The organism is Streptomyces monomycini (assembly GCF_022271435.1).
Taxonomy (GTDB): Bacteria; Actinomycetota; Actinomycetes; order Streptomycetales; family Streptomycetaceae; genus Streptomyces; species Streptomyces monomycini.
In genome coordinates, this window is the sequence record NZ_JAFIQY010000001.1 from 1 (window position 1) to 12,810 (window position 12,810).

A 12,810-nucleotide genomic window follows, 5' to 3' on the forward strand; every position below is an offset into this window, starting at 1 on the left:
GGATCCCGCGCGGGCGCTCCGGCCGGGGGCGGGCGGCGGGCCGGGCCGGTGCGGTGCGGACGCTGGCCGGGCCGGGCCGCTCTGGTGGTGTGCGGGCCGGGGCGGCGGGCAGGCACACCGTCACGCGCAGCCCGCCGGCGGGCCGGGGGGCCAGGGTGAGGGTGCCGTCGTGGGCCTGGGTGATGCTGTTGACGATGGCCAGGCCCAGGCCGACACCGGCGTGGCCGGTGTGCAGGCGGTCGGTGCCGCGCTGGAACGGCTCGGTGAGGGTGGCGACCAGCGCCGCGGTGAGCTGCTCGCCGGTGTTTTCGACGGTGAGCGCCACGGTGTCGGTGCGGGCGCTGGTGGTCACCCACACGGTGCCCGCGTGCGGCAGGTTGTGGCCGATCGCGTTGTGCACCAGGTTGGTGGTCAGCTGCAGCAGGAGGGCCGGTGAGCCGAGGGTGGTGCTCGTTTCGCCGCAGGTTTCGAGGGTGACGCCGTGCTGTTCTGCCAGGGGCAGCAGCGTTTCGATGGCTTCTTCGGCCATCAGGGACAGGTCGACGGGCTCGGTGGTGAAGGAGCGCTGGTTGGCGCGGCTGAGCACCAGCAGTGCCTCAGTGAGGTCGATGGCCCGGGTGTTGACCTGGCGCAGGCGCTCGAACAGGGCGCGGGTGTCGCCGTCGGGGTCGTCGCGGGCCACCTCGAGCAGCGCCTGGGTGACCGCGAGGGGGGTGCGCAGTTCGTGGGAGGCGTTGGCCGCGAAGCGCTGCTGGGCGGCGACGTGGGCTTCGAGCCGGGCGAGCATGGTGTCGAAGGAGTCGGCGAGTTCGCGGAACTCGTCGCGGCGGCCCGGCAGGCGGATCCGGTGGGAGAGCGGCCCGTTGGCCACCTTGCGGGTGACGTCGGTGATGCGGATCAGCGGGGTGAGCATCCGGCCGGCCAGGATCCAACCGCCCACCAGGCCGAACACCAGCAAGAACGCCAGCACCAGGATGCCCGCCGGGACGAAGACGACGGGGCCGAAGTTGCTGGGGTCGAAGACACGCAGGAAGTCCGACGGGTCGGGGATGCTCAGGCTTCTGGAGCGTCCGCGCAGCAGGAAGACCCACACGGCGGCGAGCAGCAGGGCGCCCGCGATCACTAGGAAGGCGGCGTAGCTGAGGGTGAGCTTGAGGCGCACGCTGGGCCCCGGGCGCCTACCCACGCTGCGCTGCCTGCCCCGTGGGGTCCGCTTCGGTCGCGATGCGGTACCCGACGCCGGGCACGGTGGCGATCAGCCAGGGCTCGCCGAGGCGTTTGCGCAGGGCCGAGACCGTGATGCGTACGGCGTTGGTGAACGGGTCGGCGTTCTCGTCCCAGGCCCGCTCCAGCAGCTCTTCCGCGCTGACGACCCCGCCTTCGGCGGCGGCCAGGACCTCGAGCACGGCGAACTGCTTGCGGGTCAGCGCGATGTAGCGGCCCTCGCGGTGCACCTCGCGGCGAAAGGGGTCCACGCGCAGCCCGGCGAGCTCGCGCACCGGCGGCCTGCTGTAAGCGCGCCGGCGGTCCAGGGCGCGGAGCCGGAGCACGAGTTCGCGCATGGCGAAGGGTTTGGTGAGGTAGTCGTCGGCGCCGAGTTCGAACCCGCTGGCCTTGTCCTCGAGCCGGTCGGCCGCGGTCAGCATGAGGATCGGCATGCCGTCGCCGCGGGCGACGATGTGCCGGGCGATCTCGTCGCCGCTCGGGCCGGGGACGTCCCGGTCCAAGACGGCGACGGCGTAAGCGTTGACGCTCAGCAGCTGCAGGGCGCTGTCGCCGTCACCGGCGAGGTCGGCCGCGATGGCTTCCAGGCGCAGCCCGTCGCGGATGGCTTCGGCCAGATAGGGCTCGTCCTCGACGACCAACACACGCATACGCAGATCCTACGAGCCGACGTATATCGCCGGTGTATCGAAAAGTGAATACGGGCCGGCGCCACCACGCCTTCTTGGGGGCATGAACGAACCTCACGTCCCCTCCCGGGCCCGGCCAGCGGGGTGCCCGCCGCCCTGACGATGGCCCCCGCCGTGCTCCTGTCGCCCGTTGCGCTGCTCCGGCGCCCCGGCCGCGCCCGCGAGCCGGCCCGCGGGCGGGCGCCGGGGGGGGTTCGCTTTCCTGGCGAGGCGCTTCCCGGGCTGCCCACCGCGGCCCGGGCTGCGTTCGGTGTGGCGCGCGCTGAGGCACGCACTGCGGCGCCACGGGCAGCTGACCGGCCTCCTGCGGGGAGACGGCGAACTGCCGGGGCAGCGGCGGCGGTTCGATGCGGGGCGCGGCGCGCCGGCCGCGGTCCTCCGGCTGGCGCTGGCGCGAGTCCGGTATGTGAGGGCGCCGCGCTGGAGGCGCGCCCGTTCACAGGCAAACCGGCTGCAACAGCGCGGTGCCCGCTTCAGTCGGCATCGCCGCTGCGCCCACCGGTGGCGGCATCTCGCGTACCGCCTGGGCGCCGGGAAGCCGTCGATGCCTCCGGAGGCCTGTGATGCGGTGCCCGCGCATTGACGGGGCCCGGGAGCCGGGTGGCTGCACAGGCGGCTGCAGGGTCGCAAAAGCGGGCCTTCACCGGACGCAAGAAGGAACTCGCCGCCTTCGAGGAGGCGTTGGGCGTGGGCGGCGGGGCGCTCTTCGTGCACGGCCCCGGCGGCGTTGTGGCAGGCCGATGCGGGCCGGGTCGGCCTGATGCAGGTCACCCGGCTGGGCGGGCTCGGCGGACGGACGCCGTCGCGCCGCCTCACAGCCCGGGCCGGAGCACCAGGGCACGGCCGGACAAGCTGCTGTGCTGGAGCAAAGCGATGGGCCTCCCCCCGGCCCGGGCCCGCACGCGAGGGGCCCACTGGTGTGGGCGGCACCTCGCCGTCACCACGACACTAGTTGACCGCCGGTGACAGCAACAACCCCGCGTGACAGCAGTCAGTCCAGTCAACACCCCCTGGCTGTCCCGCGCGTTGACGGCCACCGGCCCCGGCCACCAACCGACCCCGGCCCCGGCATGTCGACCGGCCGACAAGCAAGCTGCCGGGGGAACATCGACGGCCTTCCGGCTGCGAGCGGAAAAGCCCATCGACACAGTTGCCGGGCGCTTCCCCTGCCGTGTTGAACCCATGCCAATCCGTACGGCCGGTTCGCAGTCGATGTGAACAGCCGTCGGTGTCCGGGATGCCGCGGACCGTGGGACGTCAGTCGGTGTCAGTCGCAGCCAGCACGGCCAACTGCCGATGTCCTGGTGCGAGGGCGGCCAGACCGATGTCCCAGGCCACTTGCTCGAACCACTTCGTATCGGCATCGAAGACGTGCCAGGTGCAGTTCCGTACACGTGCTTGGACTTCGCTGGCTGTAGCACATGCCGGGCTTCCGGCCAGTGCGGCCAGGGACTGCCAGGCCGCCAGGCGGCCATAGGCTCCGTAGGACCCGGAGTTGTATGCCCCTCCCGTGGATGCTGCGGCGAAGAGCACTCGCCATGCCTGGACCGGTGAACGGACAGCGACCGACAGAGCGGTCTTCTTCCCTGCGCCGTGCAGACACTCCAGCCCCAGTCCCAAGAGCGTGTTCGGGACCGATCCGGCGTCCAGTGGCTCTGCGAGGTCGAAGATCCGCGCCTCGATGCGTCCGTTGGACTCATCGGCCCAGTTCGCCACGGCCTTGGCCATCGCTGTGGCAGTGGCCTGTGTTGTCGTCTCCCCCACCGACGGGACACGCGCGTTGGCGCTCACCACCAGGTCGCGGCTCTCCGACGGTCCGTACGGCATTGAGTGGCTACTGCCGCGGGTACCGTAGCTCGGCAAATCCGCCAATCCCTCCACGTCGGACAGCGTCAGTGGCAGCCAACCCAGAGGGTGATGCCTCCAATGCGGCGACGTCGCCCACCCCGCAATCCCCGGCGCCTCCTCGACGACGACGCCCCGGAGCACCAGTTCGTGGACCAGGCAGGCCCGAAGCTCCTCCGAGGCGTGACCGGTGAACGCCACGGTCAAATCCCTTGCCTTGTGGTTGGAGGCCAGCAACGAGGCTGTGTAGCGATCCAGCTTTCTGCCGGTGACCTCAGCCGAGGAGACCAACCGCAACGCCTGGGCGGCGCTCTCGGGACCGGCGGTCGTGGCCAGCAGCCGCAGCAGATGGTCGAAGACGCTTGAGTACTGCCACATCTGTCCCTCTGAGCCGTACGTCCTGGCGAGAGCGATGCCGAGGTCCGCAGGAAAGGCAGCGTCCCCCTGCGCGAACCGGTCGTCGACCGCCGCCCACACGCCGGTGACGTCCTCCAGGCTCGGCAGTTCCGTCACGATCTTCTGTATCTGCTCAGTCACGGCCCTCAGCCTACGCATCCGACAGCCCTGTCCGGACTGGCTGGCCAGCTTGTTGAGCTTGAAGACAAGTAGGGCAAATAGGGCATGCGGCTCGGGTCGGTGGAGTTTCGAGCGTGAGCGAGCAGGCAATCATGGTTCACGGCCCAGCGACCGGTCGGGCAGGTCGTCGATGTCGAGCTCAACGCGAGCATGGCGACAGGCCCGCAGGATCGCGCGCAGCGCGCTGGCCGTTTTCGGCGTGAGCTCGACCGCAAAGGCCACCAGACGCCCCGGGGGGGCGCCGGCCGCCCCCCCCCGAGCAATCCGCCGAGTCAGGCGCCGGTGGGCACCCCGACGGATTCGGCGGTGCGCACCTCGCCTTCGGTGAACACGGCGTACCCATCGACCTCCAGAAAGTGCCCGACGTCCGTGCGGGCCAGGCGATGCAGTAGCCGCTCGCCTGGTGCCCACGGTTCGCTCCGACTGGTTTCGGCGATCCAGGCGCCGCGTTCGGTGGCCCACACGGGCGGTTTCCCATCTGAGACGTGCTGTCGACCAGTTCCTGGCCCTCCTCGGCTTTGTGCAGGGAACTTACCCAACACCTGGTGTACTGATCCTGACGGGCACCGGTCCACACCCGTGCTGGCGCGCTGACCGGCTGACTCATCGACCCGTAACCGCACCGAGCGACATTGAAAGGATTATGCGTTGACAGACCGGCCCAAGCATCTGTGGCCCGCGTTCGCAACAGGAATGGCTTTACTGGTCCTTACCGTTCTTGTGCGCGCTGTGTGCTGGGTACTCGCCTCTGACCACATGCAGAGCGGGAATCATGACCGCGATACCAACACGCCTGGCGAAGCTATAGGCACCAGCCTGCAGCACAAGGCCTGGAGCGTGTACCAGGGAACGGCAACGGCTGCCTTGGTCATCGTCGGCGCTACTGTTTTGTGGGCCGCGATCATAGTGTGGATCAATCGCCGGGCCCGCCAGTAGTTTCCTATCCTTCGACCGCCCGTTAGTTCGATGTCGGGCTTGACGGCGGCCCCGCCGCCTGCCTACCACCCGCGCCGGAGGGGTCGGGCCACGAGCGGCTCCTCGATCCATACCCGTTCACAGCTTGATGCCGACGCCGAACAGGCCGAATACGAACAGGCCGAATACGAGCAGGCCGGCAACAACAACCAGATCGAGAAAGGCACCACCCACCACGCTGCCATCGTCACCTGCGTCATGCTGGACGCGAGAACACGTGCGCCCCGCACAGTGACCCGCATCGCAACGTCAGTCTCGACAGACCCCTGCCCCGTACGGAAATGGCCGAAGGCCAGCAGAAGGTCCGCGTCGTCCACCCGCACTCGGATTGCTGGTGAGCCCGTGGCCGAGCCCCCCCCGTACAGGCCCCTGAGCAGCCACAGCGTCAACCGGTGCGCTGGCGTACCGCGATGTTGTCCGTACTACCGCTGACCGCCGCAGCCGTCGCCGACTCCATCGCGACGCCGAGCGTGTCCACACAGCATGTCCATCATCAGTCCGCCGCCTGCCGGTACATCGCCATGCCGTGGACCCGTTTCGCTCTGGCCTACGGCAGTCTGGGCGCCGCCGTACTGGCGGTGACCGCGTACATCGTGGTCCTCCGCGAGGCCAACCGCCGCCGGTTGACACCGAACACGCAGCGGCGCGGCAACCTGCCCACCCTGTCTTTCATCATCGCCAGCCTGCTGGTCGTCCTGGCGGCAGCCGCCACGGCCATGACGCATGCGGATGCCGCTGAGACGGCAGCCAACCTCGGCACGCCCATGTGCGAGGGCTGACCGGCAGTCGGTGTGCCATGCCGGGCAGCCTGGCGGGGGACGTAAGCCTTCGCTGGCTGCACCGGCGGCAACGGGTCTCCTTTGTGCTGTGCGTCTTCGCAGGTGCCTTCGCTGTCGCAGCCAGAGCCGGTGCCTCAGCTGACCGCGCAGCCCTGATGACCCGTACTGACGCCATCCATTCTGCTGCCCCACGCCCAGTCGGCGGACCGGTCGTCGACCCAGATCTTCCGGGCGTAGCACCTGCCGCCGGGCCCGTGGTCGATCGCGTACACGATGACGCTCGATGTGGCTTTGAACGACCGAGCCCGGCCATGGAGCCGATCCGGTACCTCCGCGTAGCCCGATGGGCGGTAGCACCAGGACGTACCTCGGTACCCGGGCTCCGCGTAGAAGCACACCTTGCCGTCCCCTTGGATCGGTGTCGACGGTGCTGCAACCGCAATCGGCGTGGACAGGGCCAGAATCGCGACGAAGGCTGCTGCAGTGACGGAATGACGCATGCACGTGCTCCAGGGTGGTCGATACGACCACGCCAGGATTGCAAAAGCTGCCGCTCAAGAACGCCTGCAACACTCGTAGAACGCATATCGCAACGTTCTTGACCTCGTTTTCGCGGGAGGGGCCGCATCCGCACCCATTCCTGCTGCTTGGTCGCGGGGGTTCGGTCCCTCCCCCTCGGCAGTACCGCCGCAGGCTCCGGCTGCCGAGGACCGGTGACTTCCGCATCCCAAGGTGACGTGCCGGCTGCCCGGGCGACGACCATTCCCCTCGCAGCCGCGCATTCGGCGTCTGCTGGCATGTTCGGGCGGGGCGTGAAACTCCGTACTGAAGCGTGGTGGAGAAAGCTTCTCCTGCTTCCGATATCCATTCTGCGCCGCGTCGGCAGGCGTCTGGGCGTGCTGGTCCTGGCGCTGACGGCCACGTGCGGGCTGATGGCCAGCACCGCGGCACCCGCCCAGACGGACACCACCGAGCGCTGGACCGTCATCGGCCGGCACATCGGTGATGACGACGAGCCCGACGGCACACTCAGACTCGGCACAACGCCTTGACCGGACTGACGCGCATCAGCACAGCGACTGCGACAAGGGCTGCGAGCTGTTCGTGCTGGCGATCGAAGCGGTGGCCGTAGACTTGCCTGAATTGTGGCGTTGTGGCGATGGCTGGAATGGTGATGGCTTCAGGTTGGAGGGGCGGCTCGGGAGCGCTGCCGAGGGTGCCTTCGGGGGCAGCCCCCCAGGTGCCGCGCCTCTGACGGGCCGGTGCACAATCAGGCGATCAGGCGACCAGGCGGTTGAGTGGTCGCGTCATCGGAATGTGAACGAGTGCGGGAGTGCGGTGTGAGCGGGGCTGGGGGGCAGGACGGGTCGTCCGTGTCTGACGAGGAGTGGGAACGGTTTCTACGGGAATCGGTGACGGGTGCGGCCGGGGCTCCCGTGGAGCCGTCGGCGCGCGCCCGTGAAGTGCAGCGGCGGCTGCGGGAGCGCCCCGGGCAGCCAGCGGGCTGGCGTACGTACTCGCCGGCCCGGCCCCGGCGCAGAACAGGCTGGTACGTGGCCGGGCTGGTGGCGGCCGTGGCTCTCTTGGTCGTGGGGCTCTTTCCGCAGCAGGTCGTAGGTTGGTTCGGCGACGACGACGGCGGGCAGGGCGGGACGCCGTTGGCTGCCGAGTCTCAAAGCCCGCGGGAGGCGCCCGGCGCCGAGCCTGCTCTGCGTCCCACCCTCGCCGAGCCATTCCGGGGCTCGCCCGCCGCCCACTGGGCCGATGGAGCGGCGGGAATCACGGTGCCACCGGCCAAGGCAACCGGCTGGATGAACGCCGCCCAGGTCGAGGGGGCGCTGCGGCAGAGCCGGGACTTCCTGGTGGCTGCGGGGCTCGATGCCCGTGTGCTGCGCGGTGAGCGGCCCACGAAGGCGATCGCGCTGCTGAATCCGCACCAGGACGACGTCCAGAAGTATCTCCGTACCGCCCTGTCCTCGTCCGCGCCCACCGGCGCGACCGACCCACTGCTGTTGTTCAGCCGCTTCAGGCCGGAGCAGACCCGGCTGGTCGGCGACCAGGTCAAGACGCGCGGCCGGCTCACGTACCGGGAAGGGGACCTGGGGGCGGTCGAGGTGACTGCGGACGTCACCTTCGTCTACCCGGTCGCCTCAGCAGGCGACAGCGGGCCGGACGCCGAGGTCGTCCGTACGATCGTACGGCGCAAGATCGTGATGAGCTGGGACGACCCGTCCAAGGTCGACACCGAGCCAGGCACGATGACCCTCGTCTCGTACGCGCTCGACATGACCAACGGCGGCTGTTCCGCACCGACCGGCTACTTCGCGCCGCCCTTCGGTTCGGCCGACAAGCAGCGCGCTGATCAGGCTCACCGGGTCGACCCGTACGACCGCAGCAAGCCGATCGACACGGGCAACGGTACGACGGCCACGGGCGCCGACTGCGCGACCGCCACCCGCTCCTGAAGCCTGCCGCGACACGGCGCGCCCGAGCCGTCGCCGGCCTCACCGTCTCAGGCGGGGGCACTGCGGTCTCCGCTCAGCAGGCCCCCGCCCGCCGTTACCGTTCATGTGGGGAATACTGCGCCGCGGTGTCTTCCTGACGAATTCCGGCCGCACCCGGCATGGGAGCTACACGCTCAAGCTTGGTCCAGCCGGTCCAGCCCCGTTTCTTGAGCAGCTCGATCAGTTTCCGGGCCGGCGGCACGGCGTCGAACGCCAGGTTGTCCATCAGCTTGGCGAACGCTGGTTCGACGTTGATGTCGTCGACATAGCGTTCGCCCTGTTCGTCGGCCATCTGTGTGATGTAGGCGGTCAGTTTGTCGGCCAGTTCCGGATTCTGGCACAGATCTTGGGGAGCCGTCGCGGAGTGTCACCTCGATGTTCGAGGAGGTGCTTCCTGGACATCAGGCGAGCGGGTCGGCCGTCCAAGGGGCGAAGTGCTGAGCTGGACGCTGCCGCCACTCATCGAGCAGTCAAACAAGTCGGCCGAGGCCAGTTCGGCCACGCCCACCCGACCATGCTCCAAACCGGTCGCTCGCTCCGTCAGCGTTTCTGTGCTCGGTACTGCTTGAGGAGAGCGGTGAGCTTCGCGGGTTCGGCAGCGCCGTTCAACTCCGTCAGGAGAGCGTCAGGGCAGAGCTCGTAGTGGTCACCCCACCACCGCTGCCCCTTGTTGTCCCAAATGCGATACCCGCCGGGTACCCCCCTGGCTACGTACCGTCGCCTGCTTATATCGATCACCCCTCATGACAGTTTCCCCACACTACAAGCTGCTACCGGAGCAGGACCATCTTCCGGAGCAGGTGGAAGCCGGCTCGTCCGTAGAGCTGCCTCTTGATCTTTTTGATGCGGTTGACGGCGCCTTCGATGCTGCCGGAGCTCCAGTGGAGGGTGAGTCCGGCGGTCACGGCGTCGAGGTCTCGGAGCATGTGGAGTGCGAAGTTGGTGAGGCCGGGTAGTTGGCTGGCGTCGACTGTGTCGATCCAGGTGGGGAGTGTGGCCCCGAGCAGGTCGGTGAGTATTTCGCCGAAGTCGCGGATATGTCCGGCGGCCATGTCCAGTTCGGGGCAGCGTGCCAGGAGGTCCTTGAGAGCGGCCTGGTCGTCCTCGCTCAGCGTGGTGGGGAGCCGGGTGAGCCAGCCGGTCACCTGCCGCACCGTCAGAGGCCTCGTCGGCGTGCCGACAGGCGTCCCGCGGAGGGTGGCCGATGTGGGCGCGGACCATCTGCTAGGTGACGGGCACGTTGTCGGCGAGCAGTTCATTGTGGAGGCGGGTGACGCTGGTGCATCCCGCGGCGAAGCGTCGCTCCAGGTAGGGCTTGTAGGGGTCCAGCCTGCTGGGACGGGGCCGGTTCTCGCGGAGGGTGTCCTGCCAGCTTGGGGCGTTCGCGTACCGGAGGACGGTGTTGAGGCCCCAGCCCAGGTGCCGGGCGATCGCCCGACGTGAGTGGCCTTGGGCAAGGAGGTCGTGGACCAAGGCGTGAGCTGCCTTCTTCCGCTCGGCTCGCCGGCTGACGGGCTCCGAGCCGTCCTGCGGCCGGCCAGGATCCGGGATGGCCCTCGGCAGCATGCCGCTGGGTGACGGATGGCGCAGGCAGTCGCGGTGGGCGGCGACGCAGGTCTCCACGGTCCGGCCGAGGCCCTGCCACAGATGGAACCGGTCGGCGACCTGCACGGCGTCGGGGGCGCGCCGAGGCGAGCTCCTTCGGCGTAGGCGCCCGCCCGGTCTCGGCAGATGATCTCCACGCCGGGGTGACGGACCAGCCAGGCGGCCAGCGGTCCGGCTTCACGGGTGGGGAGCACATCGACCACACGATGGTCTTCGACGCTGGTCAAGACCGTGGAGTAGGTATGACCGCGACGGATCGCGAAGTCGTCCGCGCCGAGCACACGCGGAGTACTGAACTGCGGATCAGGCAGTGGCATGACCCTGCGCAACAACGTCATCCGTCCCGTGCCGAAGCCCAGCTGGGCAGCCAGCCGAGCTCCGGCCCGCCCGGCCAGCGCGAGCCCCACGCGCTCCAAGGCGTGGTTGAGTCGAGTGGTGAACCTTGCGTGCGGGGTGGCCAGCCGGGAGAACGGCTCGGCGAACGTCCGGCGCGGGCAGTGCGTCGACCCGCAGATGAAGCGCCGGACCGTCAGCCGGATCGAAAATCCCTGCTCAGCGAGCGGCAGGTCCTTCAGTCGGCGCTGGTAGCGGTCGTGGACCCTGCCCGAGACGCGACCGCAGTCCGGGCATGATGCTGCGGCCTCGCGGCCTCTCGCCACCACCTCGACCGTGCCGAACCCGGCCGTAACCGCCTCGACATCCACATCATCCATCCCGGCGAACACCAGCGAGTCCCAGAACGGTGCATCGGTCTGCATGACCAGCACCATCACCGTCGACGAGTGACCGCAATAGCGGCCGGCAGACCCCTGCTGGAGTGTCAATTCTGATCGCCTGACGACAAGGCGTACGCGGTCTCACGCGAACCGCCCTCTCACAATCGAACATCAAGGTAACGCTCCGCGACGCCTCCCCAAGATCTGTGCCAGAACCCGGTTCCGACAGCGCCGGGTCGTCGTCGGGGCGGTCGAGAGCCTGCCCCAGGGTGAGGTAGAAGTCGACGCATCGCGGATCGGTGATCTGCTCCCGCTTGCGTGCCATCCACTCCGGAATGCGCTCGGGCGAAAGCGCGGCCAGCGGAATCCAGCCGTCGCGTTCGACCTGGACGATCCGCTCGTCGACGCCGAGCGCCCGCAGCCGATCGAGGTACTCCACCACCTCAGGTGGCAGCGCCAGACCGTCCCCATGGACCAGACGGGCGATCTGCTCCCGGTGGCGCCGCCGCTCTAGGATCTCCGCCCGTAACCGTTTGTCGATGTCGGTGATCGCCGCGGTGAATTCCTCCTCGTCGGCATGCAGCAGTTCTCGTACACGCCCCAACGGAATCCCGGCCCCGGCGAGGGTCCGGATCTTGATGAGAGCGACCACGGCGCCGGCGTCGTACCTCCGATAGCCGGCGCGGTCTCGCTCCGGTTCCGGCAACAGCCCTTTGGCGTGATAATGCCGCACCGCGCGCACCGTCACCCCGGCATACGACGCCAGTTCGCCAATGGTCAGCACCGGACCAGTCTCCTAAAAGTGGGCCTGCCGGCCGAGTGGCGTCCTTCGAATGATCTCCGCGATTTCCGAGGCGTGTGTGAAGACCAACCGATGGCCGGTGTCGAGCCAGGATGCGGAGATGTGCGGGCGCTCGCGGGTGAGTCGCTCGATGCCGGCACGCCAGAGCTGATTGTGCCGTGGCGTACGTCCTTCGCCACCGGTGCCGGCGATGAAGTTGGACATGATCATGTGGATGGGGTGATCGAGCTTCCGGTACCGGTCGAGGATGGCGGACCGCACCACATCGATTTCGAGGTTCAGGTCGAGAATGTTCTGTGCGGTCAGCAGCACTTGATGCGTGGAGCCCGGTGCCTGCTGGGCCTCTTGCCGCCTCGCCAGGTCCTCCGCCATGGCGCGGAATTCCGCCAGGTCGGTCTGGGTGATGAACGGTTCGGGCAGTGGGTTGGCCCCGTCGATGAGGACAAGTTCGGCGACGTGGTCAGGACGCTCGGCGGCGTAGTGCACAGCCAGGTCCGCGCCCAGCGAGTAGCCCACCAGTACGGGTGCTGTGAGCAGGTCGAGTTCCGCGAGTACGGCGAACAGATCACTGAGGAAAGCGTCGAAAGAGTACCGGTCGGCGGCCGAGGCGAGGCCATGGCCCCGGAGATCGAAGGTCACCACGTCGTGGTCGCGTCGAAGAAGCTCTGTCAGCTCGTGCAGGTCGGCCTGTGTCGCATTGAGTCCAGGGCACAGGACCAGAGGTCGTCCCCGGCCGCCGCGGGATACCGGGATCGTGACGCCTTCGTGGTGGACCGTGAAGTGGCGCACCGTCCTGTCGTGCCTCTCGGGCCGCTGTCCATCGTCGGCCGGCATGCCGGTGAGCGCGCGTTGGCGAGGTCCTTGGCCGACTGCGGCGCCAACTCCTCGGCTGCCGTTCGTCTTGCGTACGTCGACGCCCTCGACTCCATTGGCTTTCGCATACATGCCGACCATGTTGAAAGGTTGCCCCTGCGTCAGGGTCAACCGTCGCAGTGACCTCACCTTCGTACAGCCTCACAGCCACCACTTTCCTGCCCTCCGGCCCCACCCGCATCCGCCCATGCACATCGATACACATCAATACACATCAATACA

Annotated in this window: 14 protein-coding genes and 1 pseudogene; 3 read left to right on the forward strand and 12 right to left on the reverse strand. The window is 68.7% G+C overall.

Annotation, left to right across the window (positions count from 1 at the left end; all coding sequences use genetic code 11):
• The 5 genes from JXZ78_RS00005 to JXZ78_RS00020 form a co-directional block, all read right to left on the reverse strand.
• Positions 1-1,186 (reverse strand): sensor histidine kinase (locus JXZ78_RS00005; RefSeq protein WP_238782575.1); only part of this gene is annotated, 1,186 nt, incomplete at its 3' end.
• A complete protein-coding gene (locus JXZ78_RS00010) occupies positions 1,179-1,874 on the reverse strand; it encodes a response regulator transcription factor (RefSeq protein WP_030019669.1) in 696 nt (231 codons plus the stop codon). The genes JXZ78_RS00010 and JXZ78_RS00005, both read right to left, overlap by 8 nt.
• Positions 1,875-3,170: 1,296 nt before the next feature.
• Positions 3,171-4,295 carry a DUF6183 family protein gene (locus JXZ78_RS00015; RefSeq protein WP_030019670.1) on the reverse strand — a complete coding sequence of 375 codons (1,125 nt, stop codon included), beginning with the start codon at positions 4,293-4,295 and terminating at the stop codon, positions 3,171-3,173.
• 129 nt (positions 4,296-4,424) lie between these two features.
• A complete protein-coding gene (locus JXZ78_RS40040; RefSeq protein ID WP_275127310.1) occupies positions 4,425-4,556 on the reverse strand; it encodes a hypothetical protein in 132 nt (43 codons plus the stop codon).
• Between the two features lie 50 nt (positions 4,557-4,606).
• A complete protein-coding gene (locus JXZ78_RS00020; protein ID WP_030019671.1) occupies positions 4,607-4,798 on the reverse strand; it encodes a hypothetical protein in 192 nt (63 codons plus the stop codon).
• 903 nt (positions 4,799-5,701) lie between these two features.
• On the opposite strand from JXZ78_RS00020, the gene JXZ78_RS00025 reads away from it, so the two are divergent.
• From JXZ78_RS00025 to JXZ78_RS00035, 3 genes are all read left to right on the forward strand, one after another.
• Positions 5,702-6,088, forward strand: a complete 387-nt coding sequence (locus JXZ78_RS00025) for a hypothetical protein (protein ID WP_030019672.1) — start codon at positions 5,702-5,704, stop codon at positions 6,086-6,088.
• Positions 6,089-6,900: 812 nt separating this feature from the next.
• The gene (locus tag JXZ78_RS00030) at positions 6,901-7,140 is read left to right on the forward strand and encodes a hypothetical protein (RefSeq protein ID WP_238782576.1); all 240 of its coding nucleotides are present in this window, start codon (positions 6,901-6,903) and stop codon (positions 7,138-7,140) included.
• Between the two features lie 321 nt (positions 7,141-7,461).
• Positions 7,462-8,553, forward strand: coding sequence for a hypothetical protein (locus JXZ78_RS00035; RefSeq protein ID WP_033037507.1), 1,092 nt, complete (start codon positions 7,462-7,464; stop codon positions 8,551-8,553).
• A gap of 94 nt (positions 8,554-8,647) precedes the next feature.
• On the opposite strand, the gene JXZ78_RS00040 is transcribed toward JXZ78_RS00035, so the two are convergent.
• From JXZ78_RS00040 to JXZ78_RS00070, 7 genes and pseudogenes are all read right to left on the reverse strand, one after another.
• A complete protein-coding gene (locus JXZ78_RS00040; protein ID WP_030019675.1) occupies positions 8,648-8,884 on the reverse strand; it encodes a hypothetical protein in 237 nt (78 codons plus the stop codon).
• A 248-nt stretch (positions 8,885-9,132) separates the two neighbouring features.
• Complete coding sequence (locus JXZ78_RS00045) at positions 9,133-9,321, reverse strand: hypothetical protein (protein ID WP_078624200.1); 189 nt, start codon at positions 9,319-9,321, stop codon at positions 9,133-9,135.
• Positions 9,322-9,362: 41 nt separating this feature from the next.
• Positions 9,363-9,737, reverse strand: a complete 375-nt coding sequence (locus JXZ78_RS40590; protein ID WP_238782626.1) for a transposase — start codon at positions 9,735-9,737, stop codon at positions 9,363-9,365.
• 79 nt (positions 9,738-9,816) lie between these two features.
• Positions 9,817-10,263, reverse strand: coding sequence for a hypothetical protein (locus tag JXZ78_RS40595; RefSeq protein ID WP_238782636.1), 447 nt, complete (start codon positions 10,261-10,263; stop codon positions 9,817-9,819).
• A 20-nt stretch (positions 10,264-10,283) separates the two neighbouring features.
• Positions 10,284-10,967: pseudogene (locus JXZ78_RS40600) on the reverse strand (ISL3 family transposase); the annotation flags it as partial.
• Positions 10,903-11,697, reverse strand: coding sequence for a MerR family transcriptional regulator (locus tag JXZ78_RS00065; protein WP_078624176.1), 795 nt, complete (start codon positions 11,695-11,697; stop codon positions 10,903-10,905). The gene JXZ78_RS00065 and the pseudogene JXZ78_RS40600, both read right to left, overlap by 65 nt.
• Positions 11,698-11,709: 12 nt before the next feature.
• The gene (locus JXZ78_RS00070) at positions 11,710-12,699 is read right to left on the reverse strand and encodes an alpha/beta fold hydrolase (RefSeq protein ID WP_238782577.1); all 990 of its coding nucleotides are present in this window, start codon (positions 12,697-12,699) and stop codon (positions 11,710-11,712) included.
• Between the last annotated feature and the right edge of the window lie 111 nt (positions 12,700-12,810).

Excerpts from the sequence above, each read along its gene's own strand:
- JXZ78_RS00010 (WP_030019669.1), bottom strand. The coding sequence starts at position 1,874 with ATGCGTGTGTTGGTCGTCGAGGACGAGCCCTATCTGGCCGAAGCCATC.
- JXZ78_RS00040 (WP_030019675.1), bottom strand. The coding sequence starts at position 8,884 with ATGGCCGACGAACAGGGCGAACGCTATGTCGACGACATCAACGTCGAA.